This window comes from Microbacterium sp. ISL-59 (assembly GCF_018613945.1).
GTDB lineage: Bacteria > Actinomycetota > Actinomycetes > Actinomycetales > Microbacteriaceae > Microbacterium > Microbacterium oxydans_B.
The window spans coordinates 61,012-75,877 of record NZ_JAGGPG010000005.1 but is presented as its reverse complement, the minus strand read 5'-3'; the positions used below and the strand labels follow the sequence as shown (position 1 = coordinate 75,877).

The 14,866-nt window shown below is 69.0% G+C and carries 11 protein-coding genes; 7 read left to right on the top strand and 4 right to left on the bottom strand.

Going from position 1 to position 14,866, the window contains the following annotated elements:
• Positions 1–8 precede the first annotated feature (8 nt).
• The 5 genes from J7E45_RS16725 to J7E45_RS16705 all read left to right on the top strand — a co-directional run bounded on the left by J7E45_RS16725 (position 9) and on the right by J7E45_RS16705 (position 7,540).
• Entirely contained in the window at positions 9–668 is a 660-nt protein-coding gene (locus J7E45_RS16725) for a response regulator transcription factor (protein ID WP_091030266.1), read from the top strand.
• On the top strand, positions 658–1,893 hold the full coding sequence (locus J7E45_RS16720; protein WP_091030269.1) for a hypothetical protein: 1,236 nt from the start codon (positions 658–660) through the stop codon (positions 1,891–1,893). Before J7E45_RS16725 ends, J7E45_RS16720 begins: the two co-directional genes overlap by 11 nt.
• Entirely contained in the window at positions 1,890–2,897 is a 1,008-nt protein-coding gene (locus J7E45_RS16715; protein ID WP_308162170.1) for a hypothetical protein, read from the top strand. Before J7E45_RS16720 ends, J7E45_RS16715 begins: the two co-directional genes overlap by 4 nt.
• 315 nt (positions 2,898–3,212) lie before the next feature.
• Positions 3,213–4,412, top strand: a complete 1,200-nt coding sequence (locus J7E45_RS16710; RefSeq protein ID WP_091030276.1) for an ROK family transcriptional regulator — start codon at positions 3,213–3,215, stop codon at positions 4,410–4,412.
• A gap of 98 nt (positions 4,413–4,510) precedes the next feature.
• Positions 4,511–7,540 carry a glycoside hydrolase family 38 C-terminal domain-containing protein gene (locus J7E45_RS16705; RefSeq protein WP_215070804.1) on the top strand — a complete coding sequence of 1,010 codons (3,030 nt, stop codon included), beginning with the start codon at positions 4,511–4,513 and terminating at the stop codon, positions 7,538–7,540.
• Between the two features lie 7 nt (positions 7,541–7,547).
• Here J7E45_RS16705 and J7E45_RS16700 read toward each other — a convergent pair whose 3' ends face one another.
• From J7E45_RS16700 to J7E45_RS16685, 4 genes are all read right to left on the bottom strand, one after another.
• Positions 7,548–7,790 carry an acyl-CoA carboxylase subunit epsilon gene (locus J7E45_RS16700; RefSeq protein ID WP_374225478.1) on the bottom strand — a complete coding sequence of 81 codons (243 nt, stop codon included), beginning with the start codon at positions 7,788–7,790 and terminating at the stop codon, positions 7,548–7,550.
• Positions 7,787–9,376, bottom strand: a complete 1,590-nt coding sequence (locus J7E45_RS16695) for an acyl-CoA carboxylase subunit beta (RefSeq protein WP_374225477.1) — start codon at positions 9,374–9,376, stop codon at positions 7,787–7,789. Before J7E45_RS16695 ends, J7E45_RS16700 begins: the two co-directional genes overlap by 4 nt.
• An 87-nt stretch (positions 9,377–9,463) precedes the next feature.
• Positions 9,464–10,423: a hypothetical protein gene (locus J7E45_RS16690; RefSeq protein WP_215070799.1), complete on the bottom strand. Its 960-nt coding sequence runs from the start codon at positions 10,421–10,423 to the stop codon at positions 9,464–9,466.
• A 79-nt stretch (positions 10,424–10,502) separates the two neighbouring features.
• A complete protein-coding gene (locus J7E45_RS16685) occupies positions 10,503–11,195 on the bottom strand; it encodes an NTP transferase domain-containing protein (RefSeq protein ID WP_091030288.1) in 693 nt (230 codons plus the stop codon).
• 247 nt (positions 11,196–11,442) lie between these two features.
• Between J7E45_RS16685 and J7E45_RS18010 the strand changes: the two genes are divergently transcribed.
• Together J7E45_RS18010 and J7E45_RS16675 are read left to right on the top strand one after the other, a co-directional pair.
• Positions 11,443–13,293 carry an ATP-binding cassette domain-containing protein gene (locus J7E45_RS18010; RefSeq protein WP_308162169.1) on the top strand — a complete coding sequence of 617 codons (1,851 nt, stop codon included), beginning with the start codon at positions 11,443–11,445 and terminating at the stop codon, positions 13,291–13,293.
• Positions 13,269–14,834: a hypothetical protein gene (locus J7E45_RS16675; protein ID WP_091030292.1), complete on the top strand. Its 1,566-nt coding sequence runs from the start codon at positions 13,269–13,271 to the stop codon at positions 14,832–14,834. The genes J7E45_RS18010 and J7E45_RS16675 overlap by 25 nt, the downstream gene beginning before the upstream one ends.
• Positions 14,835–14,866: the final 32 nt, after the last annotated feature.

The window sequence follows — 14,866 nt, the reverse complement described above, 5'->3', positions numbered from 1 at the left end:
CTGGGTGGATGAGCAGGGTCGCACTCATCGACGATCACGAGTCCGTTCGCCTCGGCCTCGAGGCCGCGTGCGCGCGCGATTCGCAGACGGTGGTCTTCTCCGGCAGCACGGTCGTCTCCTACCTCGAGTGGCGAGTGGCCTCCGCGTCCGCTCCGGCCGACGTGGTCGTGCTCGACCTCACTCTCGGTGACGGTTCGACCGTGACCGAGAACGTGACCTCGCTCGTGAACGACGGCGCGAGCGTCGTCATCCACAGCGTCGCGGACCGTCCCGCAGCGGTGCGCGAGGCGCTCGCCGCCGGGGCCGCCGGTGTCGTCAGCAAGTCGTCCGCTCTCGACGACGTGCTGGATGCGATCCGCACCGTCGCTCAGGGCGAGGCGCTCAACAACGTCGAATGGGCCAGTGCCGTCGACGGGGATCGGGCCTTCGCCGACGCCCAGCTCTCCACTCGCGAGCGCGAGGTGCTCCGGCTCTACGCCACGGGGCTGCCGCTGAAGGCGGTCGCCGAACGCCTCGGCGTCGCGTACTCGACGGCCAAGGAGAACATCACCCGCGTTCGCGTGAAGTACGTCGAGGTCGGTCGCCCCGCACCCACCAAGGTCGACCTCCTCCGTCGGGCCATGGAGGACGGGATCGTCGCGGCCGACGGGGCGCCGAGTGCCCGCTGATCCGCTCAGCATCCGCGATGCCTGGAGCAAGATCCCTTCTCCCGGCAGCGCGGACACCGAGTTCGAGCGCTTCACCGGCAAGCGCATGGAGCGGATCCTCGCGATCGTGGTGGCGATCGGCTCGGCCGCGCTCGGCGTGCAGGCCCTGATCGCCGCGTTGAGTTCTCCGATGCGGGCCGATGCGGGGGATGTCGTGATCCTGGCCGCGGTGTTCGTGCCCCTGGCTGCGATGCTCGTGGCCTGTCTGATCGGACGCGGTGTACGCCTCTTCTCCGGCGTCTTCGCCGTGATCTACGTCCTGGCCCTTGCCGCCTGGCCGAGCGTCGTCGATCCGACCGACAAGAGCGCGGGCGATCAGCCGTGGATCTTCTTCCTCGTCAACGTCGGCGTGGTCGCGGCGATGCTCGCGTTCCCGCTGCGGCTCCAGTTCGCCTGGGCGGCGGGGATGCCGTTCGTCTACGGGTACGTCCGACTCGTTCAGGGCGAGTTCTCGCGGGAGTTCTGGGTGACGACCGCTTTCGACGTGTCGTTCACGCTGATCCTGGGCGTGGTCATGATCGCGCTCGGCTGGATGTTCCGCTCGGTCGCCGCCGGTGTGGACGAGGCCAGAGGTCAGGCCGTCTCGTCGTACTCGACCGCCGCCGCTGCCGCTGCCGCAGAGGAGGAGCGGGTGGCCATGTCGGCGCTCATGCACGACAGCGTCCTGGCGGCGCTGATCGCCGCCGAGCGTGCGGAGGGCGAGCGGGCGAAGGAGCTCGCGGTCGCGATGGCGCGCGAAGCGCTCACCCGACTCGCCAATACCGAGGTCGCGGTGGCGCAGGAGGGGAGCGATGAGCCGATCGGGACGGCGCAGATCGTGGTGGAGCTGCGTCGCGCGCTCTCCGAACTCGGCGCCGATGCGATCGTCGAGGAGCGGGGCGGCATCGGGCTGATTCCGGGTCGCGCCGCCCGGGCCCTGGTGCTCGCCGCGCGTCAGGCCATCGGCAACGCCGTCGCTCATGCCGGCGGGCGGGGCCTGCACATCATCGCCGAGGGTCATGGCGACGAGGGGATCGCCGTGACGGTGTCCGATGCCGGGCCGGGTTTCGATGTCGACAGCATCGGCGCGGATCGTCTCGGCATCCGGGCGTCCATCCTCGCTCGCATGGCCGGTGTCGCCGGCACCGCGCAGATCCGGTCCGACGACCACGGCACGATCGTGGTCCTGGGGTGGGAGCGCTCGTGAACCGCACCGTCCGCAGCGTCGCCACCTCCCTCGCCGTCGGCTTCGCGCTGTACTTCGTCGCGCGCGGCATCTGGTGGATCGAGCAACCGACCGCACCGCTGGTGATGGTCCTCGCGATCGGTCTCTATCTCGTCGTGGTCAACGTCGCGATCCTCGGCAGCGCCAATTCGGTGCGGATGCCTCTGTGGTCGGCCGTGCTCGCGCTGCTGGCGAGCGCCGTCATCCCGGCGCTGGTCACGTTCGCGCTCGATCCCGCCGACCGCACGGCGCCGTTCGCCACCTGGTACATCGGCGCACTCGGCCTGCTCGGGGTCGTGTGCGTCGTCCGTCGTCGGTTCCTCGTCGGCTGGGCGACACTCGGGGTCCTGGTGGCGGCGACGTCCGCCTATCTGGGCCTGGGCGTGGCGCTGAGCCTCGGTCTGGTGGGCTCGATCATGTGGGTCGTCGTCGCCCGACTGCTCGTCATGTTCTGGGACCGAGCGGTCCGCGACACCGAGCGCCTCGCCGAGATCCAGCAGGCGGTCTCGGCCTGGCATGCCACGCAGCGGGTGCGTCAGCGCGAACGCCGCCTGCGCACGCAGTTCGCTCTGGCTGTCGCGGGGCCCGTCCTGAGCCGTGTGGTGGCGTCTCGTGGAGCGCTGGACGATCAGGAGCGCCTGGATGCGCGTCTGGCCGAGGGGCGACTGCGGGATGAGCTGCGCGGGGCGGACCTGCTCAACGACGCGGTGCGGAACGCGATCGAAGCCGCGCGTCGCCGCGGCGCTGTCGTGACGGTGTTCGACGAAGGCGGTTTCGACGGTATCGAGGCGGCGCGTCGGGTCGAGATCAGAGATGAGCTGGCCGCCGTGCTCACCCGCGCGGAGAGCGCTCGCCTCATCATCCGCTCCTCTCGCGACCCGCGCGTCGCCGTGACCGTGGTCGGCCGCGCCGGCACCCGCGCCTCCGGGGACGACGATTCCGTCGACCTGTGGCACGAGATCCTGCGGGAAGCCGCCGCGGTCTGATCGCCGCCCGACGCGGCGCGCCGCCCCTCGGCTCCGGTGGGGGAGGAGACCGGAGTCGAGGCGGTAGAGAGAGTGGGCGAGGGGCGGCGTATCCGCCTGCCCCTCGCCGTGCGGACAGTTACCCGAAAACCGTCCGCTGGTGGCCGATCAGCGTCTGTCTACCCTGGGACAGAGAGACCAGCCGAACGCGAAGCGTCTCACTCAGTCTGAAGGTTCTTCCAATCGTTGTCTGTAGGTATTTTGGGGGACACGATTTCCCCGGCGATGGGGGATCATTGGACGATGGGAACGCGCCGGGGCACGAATCTTCCGCGGATGGGCGACTTCAACCAGTCCGTCGTGCTGGAGGCCATCCGGCAGTCCGGTGACGGATCGAGCCGGATCGAGCTCGCCGAGGCGACGGGCCTGTCGGCCCAGACCGTCACCAACATCACGCGGCGACTGCTCGACGAAGGCCTGATCCGCGAGGCCGGGCGCACCATCAACGGACCGGGCAAGCCCCGGGTCACGCTGCGGCTCGTCGCGGACAGCCGGTTCTCGGTCGGGGTGCATCTGGACCCCGCCATCATGACCTTCGTGCTCCTCGACCTCTCCGGTGCGGTCGTGCGGCGTGTCGGTGTGCGCACCCCGGCCATGGAGCCGCGCCGGATCGTCCAGGCCATGGCGGCGACGATCGACGCCCTCATCACGGTGTCGGGCGTCGACCGGGCATCGATCGCCGGTGTGGGGGTCGCGGCCCCCGGCCCGCTCGACGCGGAGAAGGGCACCGTGATCGATCCGCCCAAACTGCTCGGCTGGAACCGGGTGCCGCTTCGCTCGGTGCTGGCCGAGGCGATCGGTCTCCCCGTGGTGCTCGAGAAGGACACGACCGCCGCCGCGGTGGGCGAGCTCTGGACGCGGAGGGCGTCGGCCGATGACTCGTTCGTGTTCGTGTATCTGGGTACCGGCATCGGTGCGGCGCTGGTCAGAGACGGGGAAGCGGTCCCCGGAAGCACCCGCAACATCGGAGAGGTCGGACACCTCATCGTCGACCCGGACGGACCGCCGTGCACCTGCGGCTCCCGCGGCTGCGTCGAAGTCGTCTGCACGCCGCAGGCGATCGTCGCGCAGGCGGAGCGAGCGGGAGTGTTCCGCGACGATGTCGAGGTGAGCGATGTCGAGGTGGTCGACACGCGTTTCACCGAGCTGTGTCGACGGGCGGCCGAGGGTGATGCGCTCGCCGACGGTGTGCTGCGGCAGTCGGCGGCGCACATGTCGGTGCTGACAGCTGCCCTGACCAACATGCTCGACGTGGATCGTGTGGTGTTCGGCGGCCCGTTCTGGTCGCGGCTGGCCGAGGTCTATCTGCGAGAGATCCCCGACCTGCTCGAACAGGCGAGTGCCACACGCTCGGTGCGCTCGCTGCCAGTGGATGGAACGGTCGTCGGTGACGATGTCGCCGCTGTAGGGGCCGGTTGCGTGGTGCTCGACGCGGTGCTGAGCCCGCGAGCATCGACTCTGCTGCTCGATCACTGAGCGGGATCCCGCAGGCGAGGGATCCGTGGCGAACGCTTGACAGAAATAACTCCAATCGATGTATTATCTGTCATCCCCCCTCAGCGATCGGACCACCGATGCATGACAACTCCGTGCTCGTCGACGCGCGCCTCGAGCGCTTCGTGGAGGAGCGGTTGCGTCCCGCCGTGTACGCCGGAGCGGTGGCGCTCGAACTTGCGGCGTGGACGGCTCCCGGAGAGCCGGTGCCCTTCGCCGAGGCGGTGCAGCAGCGGTTCGCGGCCTTCGAGGTGGGGACGCCGTGGGGTCGGGCTTGGAGCACGATGTGGCTGCGCATCACCGGGGTGATCCCCGCCGTCGGCGAGGGACAGCGGGCAGAGCTGCTGCTGGATCTGGGCTTCAATGCGGCGGATCCCGGATTCCAGGCCGAGGGCACCGTCTATCGCCCTGACGGATCGATCGTCAAGGCCGTCGAGCCCCGCAACTCCTACGTCCCGCTCGACGGTGCCGCCGGAGACTCGTTCGAGTTCTACCTGGAGGCCGCGGCGAACCCCGACGTCGCCGAAGGGTTCCGGCTCTTCCGGCCCACCACGCTGGGTGAGTGGCACACGGCGGGGGAATCCCCCCTCTACGTCTTCCGGCAGGCCGACGTCGCCGTCCTCGACGTGACGGCGTGGGAGCTCCTGCAGGATGTCGTGGTGCTGCGTTCGTTGATGCACGAGCTTCCCGCGCAGTCGTCGCGGCGCGCCGAGATCCTGCGGGCGCTCGAACGCGCGATCGACGCCGCCGACCCCGAGGACATCGCCGGTTCTGCGGCAGCCGCCAGGACAGAGCTCGTCGGAGTGCTGTCGCATCCGGCCGCAGCGTCGGCGCATCGCGTGCACGCGGTCGGCCACGCGCACATCGACTCGGCGTGGCTGTGGCCGGTGCGCGAGACGCAGCGGAAGGTGGCACGGACGTTCTCGAACGTCCTCTCGCTGCAGCAGGAGGACCCGGACTTCGCTTTCGCCGCGTCGTCGGCGCAGCAGTACGCGTGGATGAAGCGGTTCCAACCGGAGCTGTTCGAGAGGTTGCGTACCGCGGTCGCCGAGGGACGCTTCGTCCCGGCGGGCGGGATGTGGGTCGAGTCGGACACCAACATGCCCGGCGGTGAGGCGCTGTCGAGGCAGTTCATCCGCGGCAAGCGGTTCTTCCTCGAGGAGTTCGGAGTCGAACCGCTGGATGTCTGGCTGCCGGATTCGTTCGGATACTCCGCGGCGCTGCCGCAGATCGCGCGGGCGGCCGGATCGCGATGGATGCTGACGCAGAAGATGTCGTGGAACGAGTCGAACCGGATGCCGCATCACACCTTCCAGTGGGAGGGCATGGACGGCACCCGGATCTTCACGCATTTCCCGCCGGTGGACACGTACAACGCACAGCTCTCCGGAGAGGAACTGGCGCGCGCCGAGGCCCAGTATGCCGAGAAGGGCCGCGCGAACACCTCGCTCGTGCCATTCGGCTACGGTGACGGCGGCGGAGGACCCAATCGCGAGATGCTCGCCGCGGCCGCACGACTGCGTTCGCTGGAGGGGTCTCCGACCGTGACCCTGTCGACGCCGCGCCGTTTCTTCGAGGCCGCCGAGGCCGAATATCCCGATCCTCCGGTGTGGACGGGGGAGATGTATCTCGAGTTCCATCGAGGCACCTACACCTCTCAGGCCAGGACGAAGCGGGGCAACAGGCGCAGTGAGCATGCCCTGCGTGAGGTCGAGTTCTGGGCGACGGCTGCGGCGCTACGTGGTGCCGACTACCCGTATGACGAACTTGACGCGCTCTGGGAGGTCGTGCTGCTGCAGCAGTTCCATGACATCCTCCCCGGCAGCTCCATCGGCTGGGTGCATCGGGAGGCGGAACGACGCTACGACGAGGTCCTCGCCTCGGCAGAGCGCATGATCGCGGAGGCACTGGCTGTCGTCGCCGGTTCGGGTGGATCCGAGCTGGTCGCGAACGCGGGTCCCTACGCACGGGAGGGAGTGGCGGCGATGGGGATCGCCGCCACGCGGGGCACTGGGGGTCCTGCGGCGGTCTCGCGGACGACGAGCGGCTTCGTGCTGGAGAACGCGCACCTGAGGGTGACGATCGACAGCGCGGGCCTGGTGACGTCACTCGTCGTCCGCGCGACCGGGAGAGACGCGATCGCGGTGGGGGAGCGGGGGAACCTCCTCCAGCTGCATCGCGATACGCCGACTCGCTGGGATGCCTGGGACATCGACGAGCACTACCGCCGACACGTCATCGATGTGACGGATGCGGTCTCGGTCGACATCGTCCCGCATCCCGCGTCGGCGGTCGTCTGCGTGGTCCGCGAGTCGGGGGGTTCGCGGATCACGCAGACACTGACGCTCGCGTCCGACGCCGAGGCGCTCGACATCGAGACCGTCGTCGAATGGCACGAACGGCAGAAGCTCCTCAAGCTCGCGTTCCCGCTCGACGTGCACACCGACCGGGCGACCTCCGAGATCCAGTTCGGTCACGTGCATCGCCCGACGCACATGAACACCTCGTGGGACGCCGCGAGGTTCGAGACCGTCGCGCACCGATGGGTGCACGTCGGGGAACCCGGCTTCGGCGTCTCGGTCGCGAACGACGCCACCTATGGGCACGACATCACTCGCGCACCGCGTGCGGGCGGCGGAACCACGACGACCGTGCGCCTCTCGCTCCTGCGGGCGCCGCTCTACCCCGACCCGGAGGCGGATCAGGGCACGCACACGTTCCGCGTGAGCGTGCGCCCGGCGTCGACCATCGCCGATGCGGTCCGCGAGGGGTACCGGTTGAACCTGCCGCTGCGTCGAATCCAGGGCGCAGGCCCGGTAGAACCGTTGTTCTCCGTCTCGTCGGACGCGGTCGTCGTCGAGGCCGTGAAGCTCGCGGAGGACCGCAGCGGTGACGTGGTGGTGCGCCTCTACGAGGCGCACGGTGGGCGTGCGGCTGCCGCGCTGACCACCGGATTCACATTCGACTCCGTCGTCGAGACCGACCTTCTCGAGCGCGAGATCGCCACCGGCACGGTCGACGGGGTCGAGCAGCAGTCGGTACAGCTGGAGCTGCGTGCTTTCCAGCTGGTGACGCTCCGCTTCCGCGGGGCATCGTCGCCCGGGGCCTGATCCGCGATCAGCCGGAGAATCGTCCCCAGGGGATGTCTCGACGCAGCGGACGGCGCAGCGGGCGCTGCGTGCGGGTCCACGCCGAGACCGATGGCTCTTCGACGACGGCGTCCGCCGCCTCGGTGGCGTACGCCTCGCTGATCACCGCGATGAGGGCGGCGAGTTCCTCTTCGGTGGCGGCCCCGCGGGTGATCTCGAGCATCGGGGCGACGTCCCCCGATGCTCCGCCCTGTGCGTCGTGCGCGGTCACAGCGGGATGTTCCCGTGCTTCTTCGGCGGCAGCTCCGCACGCTTGCCGCGCAGAGCCCGCAGTGCCTTCGCGATCGAGACGCGGGTGTTCGCCGGCTCGATGATGCCGTCGAGCTCGCCGCGCTCCGCCGCGAGGAACGGCGACGCCACGTTGTACGTGTACTCGTTCGCGAGGCGGGTGCGCACGGCGGCGACGTCTTCGCCAGCCTCCTCCGCCTTCTTGATCTCGCCGCGGTAGAGGATGTTGACGGCGCCCTGGCCACCCATGACGGCGATCTCGGCCGTGGGCCAGGCGAGGTTCACATCGGCGCCGAGCTGCTTCGATCCCATCACGATGTACGCGCCGCCGTAGGCCTTGCGCAGGATGACGGTGACCAGCGGCACGGTGGCCTCGGCATACGCGTAGAGCAGCTTCGCACCGCGGCGGATGACGCCGGTCCACTCCTGGTCGGTGCCCGGCAGGTATCCGGGCACATCGACGAGGGTGACGATCGGGATCGAGAACGCGTCGCAGAAGCGCACGAACCGGCTGGCCTTCTCTCCGGCCTCGATGTTGAGCGTTCCGGCCATCTGGGAGGGCTGGTTGGCGATGATGCCGACCGAGCGCCCCTCGATGCGGCCGAAGCCGATCACGATGTTCGGGGCGAACAGCGGCTGCACCTCGAGGAAGTCGCCTTCGTCGACGATGTGCTCGATCACCGTGTGGATGTCGTAGGGCTGGTTCGTCGAGTCCGGCACGATCGTGTTCAGCGTGCGGTCGGCGTCGGTGGTCTCGAATTCGAAGGTGCTCTCGTACGAGGGCAGCTCCGCCATGTTGTTGTCGGGGAGGAAGCTGAGGAGCGTGCGCGCGTAGTCGATCGCGTCGTCCTCGTCCTCGGCGAGATAGTGCGAGACGCCGGAGCGCGTGTTGTGCGTGTACGCGCCGCCGAGCTCCTCCATGCCCACGTCCTCGCCGGTGACGGTCTTGATCACGTCGGGTCCGGTGACGAACATCTGGCTGGTCTTGTCGACCATGATGACGAAGTCGGTGAGGGCAGGCGAGTACACAGCTCCTCCGGCGGCCGGGCCCATGATGATCGAGATCTGGGGGATGACGCCGGAAGCGCGGGTGTTCAGGCGGAAGATCTCGCCGTACTTGCCGAGGGCCACGACACCCTCCTGGATGCGTGCGCCGCCCGAGTCGAGGATGCCGATGCACGGCATGCCTCCGGAGAGGGCGAACTCCATGATCTTGATGATCTTCTCGCCGGCGACCTCGCCGAGCGATCCGCCGAAGGTCGAGAAGTCCTGGGAGTACACCGCGACGGTGCGTCCGTTGATCGTGCCGACGCCGGTGACGACCGAGTCGCCGTAGGGACGGGAGCGGTCCATGCCGAACGCGGTCGTGCGGTGGCGCACATACTCGTCGAACTCGACGAAGCTCCCGGGGTCGACGAGCAGTTCGATGCGCTCGCGGGCGGTCATCTTGCCCTTGGCGTGCTGCTTCTCCTTCGCCTTCGCTTCCGCGTCGACGACGGCTTCCGTATAGCGAGCGCGCAGATCCGCGATCTTGCCGGCGGTGGTAAAGAGGTCGGGCTTGTCCGTCACGGATTCCACCCTAGCGTCGGGGCGACGCGCGCCGTTGGATGCTCGGCACAACGGGGCGGTCGATCCTTTGGCGATGAACGCGCGAGCTCAGTGCCCGCTGGGGTCCTGTTCCTGCTCCTGGCCATTGCCCTCGAGTGCCGGATCTGTTTTGGGTGAGCGGCCGAGGGAGAGCGCTTTGCGACCGACCCACTCGACACCGCGGACCGTCGTCCCGGCAGCGCCGGCCACCGCCGTGCCCGCGTACCGGGCGCCGCGCAGCATGCGAAGTTCGACCTTCTCGGCACCGGGAACGGGCTCCAGCTCGAGAGGGAGATCGATCGGGGCCGCTCCGAACGCCCGATGCGATGTGGTGAGTACGCGACGACCGAGGATGTGGTTCCCGGCCCCGCCGATCGCCGCCCCGATGCCGAACGGCAGCGCTTTGCCGATGATCGACGCTCCGCCCTTCGCGGCGAACTGCTTCACGAACATGCTCTTGAGCTGGTCGACCAGGGGCCCGACGGCGGCACGGGGCAGCGACTTCGTGACCAGCTCGCCCCAGTAGGACGATCTGCTCCCACCGCGTCCGGCCACCTGTCCGGCGAGCTGCCCGACCAGATCGACGCCCTCCTTGCCGAGCATGAGCGTCATCACGAGTGCGCGTGCGCGATCAGGGTTGGCGACCGCGATGCCGTGCACCTCGGCGACGGACTGGGCGAAGAGGGCCGTCGATTCCACGAACCCCACCGTCTCGACTCCCGACAGTGCCAGGGTCACTCCCGTGCCGATGCCGGGAACGACCGCGGTCGCTCCCACCGCGGCCCCGCCTGTGGTGACGGCAGCCAGGTAGCGCCGCTCGAGGATGCGGATGATCTCGGCGGGCGTCGCGTGCGCGTTGCGCAGGCGGATGCTGCGGATGTGCGCGAGGACGAGTGGGCGCTGGATCGACAGGACGCGGTCGAGCCCGCGCACCATCATCGGATGCTCAGGCGACCCGGCGGGCGGCACGCTCTTGTCCCACGGGGCGTCGTCCGGAAGGGAATGGATCTTGTGCACCTTGGGGGCCATGGAGTGATCCTACGAAGCCCGGCCGCGAAAACGCCGAAAGCCCGGCCCCTCGAAGGGGCCGGGCTTTCGGGAAAGCGGGTCAGACGAAGAGGTTCGCCCGCTCGAGGTCTTCGGCGAAGTCGACTTCCACCGCGTACAGGTCCGAGACGTCCATCGGCTCGAGGAGCAGACCGTCTTCGGCGATGGCCAGCTCGAGCCCGCGCTCGAAGTAGTCCTGGTCCTCGACGCGCTGCAGCTGGCGCATGAACGCCTTCTTGTGCGTGGAGGAGATGTAGTTGATGCCCACAGCCTCGCCCAGACCGCCCTTGACGGTCTTGGACAGCTCGTTGATGAAGCCCTCGGCGGTGACCGTGTACTTCACCTCTTCGTCGCTGACCTTGGAGGTGTTGACGGTGACGAACGACTGGTCGCGCTCGATGTAGGCAGCCGCCCGACCGAGGATCATCGGATCGAACACCACGTCGCCGTTCATCCACAGCACGCCGCCCTTGCCGGTCGCGCCGAGGGCGCGCAGCAGGCTCTTCGACGTGTTCGTCTCGTCGTAGCGCTCGTTGTGGACGTAGTTGACGGCGGGGAAGGCGTCGATGATGGTCTCGGCGCGGTAGCCGACCACGGTGGTGATGCGCGCGTCCGAACCGAAGGCGGCGCGGATGTTGTCGTGCTGCTGGCCCATGATCGTGCGGCCGTCGCTCAGTTCGGTGAGCGGCTTCGGCAGCGCTCGGCCGAGGCGCGAGCCCATGCCGGCGGCGAGGATGACGGTCTGAAGAGTCACGAGTGCTCCTAAAGGAAGTTGTGTTCACGGTCGATTCATCGACCAGACACTTCGTCGTGCCGAGTTCATGGTAGCGAGGCAGCCTGGGAAGCCCCGGGTCGAGGGGCCTCCCGTTGTCATTTCGTGATCGAGTACACACCGGACGCACAGGCTCGCCACGAGCCGGTTTGTATCGGATCCGAGGGCTGTGCGGTCGAATGTTGCGCGGCGGCCTTGGTATGCCGCCACCCATTGATACCGTAGGACGGTGACTTCCTCCCCTGACGACCGCGCCGCCGAGGTGGACGATACCGAGACCGCGCCGCCCCAGGCATCGACGAAGCGTGCTCCGACTGGTGAGCCCACGCCGGACGCCGCCTCAGCGCCGAAGAAGACGAGTCGCACGTCGCCCGCGAAGTCGAATGCCGCGAAGACGAGCGCCACCAAGGCGAGTGCCACGAAGAAGCCCGCCGCGAAGAAGCCCGCCGCGACTCGCGCTCCGGCGAGACCCGCTGCCTCGAAGGGCACGGCAGCGAAGGTGCCCGCCACCAAGACGACGGCGAAGGCGGCTGCCGAGAAGGCGGCGCCGACCGCTGAGGTCGTCGTGGAGCCGCTGAAGAACGCGATGCTCGATCGACCGGGGGCGAAGGCCGCGCCGAAGCGGACGCCCGCGGCGGCCCGGACGGCCGCGGCGAAGAACACGGTCGCACGTGCCGCAGCGACGAAGTCCCCCTCATCGACAGCGGCGGCGGCCAAGACCGCGGCTGCGAAGACGGCGGCTGCGAAGACCGCGGCGGCCAAGACCGCGGCGGCGAAGACCGCCGCTGCGAAGACGGCAGCTGCCAAGACCACCGCCGCCAAGACAACAGCCCGGTCAGCGACCGCGAAGACGACGGCGGCGAAGACGGCTGCGGCGAAGACCGCGGCGGCGAAGACGGCTGCGGCGAAGGCGGCCGCGGCGAAGGCGGCCGCAGAAGAGGCCGCCGCAGAAGAGGCCGCCGCAGAGAAGGCGGCAACGGAGAATGCGGCGACGGAGAGTGCGGCGACGGAGAGTGCAGTAGCGGCCGAGGCACGTGCCGACGCCCCGGCGACGCCCGTCGTAGAGCCATCACCCACTGCCGATCAGACGCCCCCGGTGAAGTCCGCTCCGGTACTCGAGTCCGCTCCCGCTTTCGAGGAACCGGCGCTCGGCGAGGCAGACGCACCCGTGGTGCCGGTCGCCGACGACGTCGCTGCACCCACCGTGATCGCCGAGCCGGAACCGACAGAAGAAGCGACGTCGGTCGAGGTCGTCGAAGCCGTGGTCGACTCGGATGATGCGACGTCTGACGCCGTCGGCGCGATCAACAGTGCGTCCGGCGGCGAGGCCATCAGCATCCGCGGTCTCGTCAAGCAGTTCGGCGACAATCGTGCCGTCTCCGGGATCGACCTGACCGTGCCTGCCGGGTCGTTCTACGGGGTCGTCGGCCCCAACGGTGCCGGCAAGACCACCACGCTCTCGATCGTCGCCGGCCTGCTGCGCGCCGATGAGGGAAGCGTCGTGATCTGCGGAATCGATCAGGCGACGCAGCCGCAGGCCGCGAAGCGCATGATGGGTGTGCTGCCCGACCGGCTGCGCACGTTCGACAGGCTCACAGGGCGTCAACTCCTTTATTACTACGGGCTTCTGCGGGGGCTCACGGCCGATGTCATCGAGAAGCGTGCGTCCGACCTCGCCCGTGCGTTCGATCTCGGCGACGCGCTCAGCCGGGTGGTTTCGGACTACTCGGCCGGCATGACGAAGAAGATCATGCTCGCCGGGGCAATGATCCATTCGCCGCGCGTCCTCGTGCTCGATGAGCCGTTCGAATCGGTCGACCCGGTCTCGTCCGCGGTCATCCTCGACATCCTGCGTGCCTACGTCTCACACGGTGGCACCGTCATCCTCTCCAGCCATGGCATGGACCTGGTCGAGCGCGTCTGCTCGCGGGTGGCCATCATCGTCAACGGCGAGGTGCTCGCAGAGGGAACGATCGACGAGGTGCGCGCAGGCCAGACCCTCGAAGCGCGCTTCGTGGAACTCGCCGGTTCCAGCGGAGAGGTGGAGGGGCTCGAGTGGCTGCACACGTTCTCCGACTGAGGTTCGCGCTGCTCGTCGGGGCGCTGCGCAGCGATCGTCGGGTTCGGATGCTCGTTCTGCTCGCTGCGGTCGTCGCGGTCACCGTCGTCGTCTGCCTGGCGGTCTTCAGCCTCGCCGATGCTCCTGTTCCCGTCGCCCGCGCGGTCACTGTGCTCGGCGGGGCTGCCCTGCTCGTCGGCTTCCTCGTCGGCCCGATCCTCGTCGGCGCGGTCGACCAGCTGGATCCCCGCCGATTCGCCGTCTTCGGCGTGGACGAGCGTCAGATGCCCTGGGTGCTCACGCTGGCGGCTTTCGTCAGTGTGCCGAGCCTGGCACTGCTCGCCGTCTACATCAGCGTCTGCATCGTCGCGGTCCGGGCGGGGACACCGTGGCCGCTGGCCATCCTGATGACGCTCCTCGGCGTCGTCACGACCGTGCTCATCTCCCGGATCGGTATGGGGGTCAATGCCCTGCTGCTCCCGGAGCGCCGATCGCGCGAGCTCACCGCACTGTTCGCACTCGCGCTGCTGGTGATCGCGTTCCCGGTCGCTGTTTTCCTCGGTTCGCTGCGCTGGGACGGCCTCGTCCCCGACTCTCTGGCGACGCTGTCGACCGTGCTCGGGTTCAGCCCGTTCGCGGCTTCGCCCGCCTTCCTCTTCTCGTCCGCGGCGGGAGAGACGGCATCGGCGTGGGTGAGTGGCATCGTGGCGGTCCTCACCGTCGGCCTCCTGTGGGTCGCTTGGTCGTGGCTCGTGCGTCGCCTGCTCACGACGACCGAGCGCCCCGTCACCTCGCGAGAGCGCACCGGGCTCGGCTGGTTCGGTCTGCTGCCGTCCAACGCTTTCGGCGCGATCGCCGCCCGCAGCCTCGTCTACTGGCTCCGGGACCGCCGGTACATCATGAACATCATCGTCGTCCCGGTCGCCGGGGTGCTGACGGTGCTTCCGCTCATCGTCGCTGGCGTGCCCGTCGAGGTCGCCGCACTGGTGCCCGTCCCGGTGATGGCACTGTTCTTCGGTTGGCTGCCGCACAACGACGTCGCCTACGACTCGACGGCCCTGTGGACCCACGTGGCCAGCGGGGTGCGAGGGCTTCCCGACCGCCTCGGCCGCCTGGTTCCGGTCCTGCTGGTGGCGGTGCCGGTCCTCGCGATCGCCACACCGCTGTCGCTCCTCCTCATCGGCGACTGGAGTCTCCTGCTGCCGCTCGGGGGGCTCGCGGCGAGTCTGCTGTTCTCGGCGCTCGGTATCTCGAGCATCGTCTCCGTCGTGGCCCCGTACGCGGTGTCCCGACCCGGTGACAGCCCCTTCCAGCAGCCGCAGCGGCCCAGCTCGCGAGGCACGTACGGCCCGGCGGCCGCTTTCCTCGGAGCGATCCTGGTCAGCATCCCGACCATCTGGCTGTTCGCGGCCACGCTTCTCGAGGGCTCGGCCTATGCGCCGGCGACGTTCTGGGTCGGGCTCCTCATGGGGCTTGCGGTGCTGGTGGCAGGAGCGGTCATCGGCGGCCGTATCTTCGAGCGCAGCGGCGAGCGGCTGATGGAGTTCGTCGAGACCGCGTGACGACCGCCCGCGGTGTCTTCGACGCCGCTAGA

Bases quoted from the DNA above. Each gene is read 5' to 3' on its own strand.
- J7E45_RS16725 (WP_091030266.1), top strand. From the start codon at position 9: ATGAGCAGGGTCGCACTCATCGACGATCACGAGTCCGTTCGCCTCGGC.
- J7E45_RS16710 (WP_091030276.1), top strand. From the start codon at position 3,213: ATGGGCGACTTCAACCAGTCCGTCGTGCTGGAGGCCATCCGGCAGTCC.
- J7E45_RS16705 (WP_215070804.1), top strand. From the start codon at position 4,511: ATGCATGACAACTCCGTGCTCGTCGACGCGCGCCTCGAGCGCTTCGTG.
- J7E45_RS16690 (WP_215070799.1), bottom strand. From the start codon at position 10,423: ATGGCCCCCAAGGTGCACAAGATCCATTCCCTTCCGGACGACGCCCCG.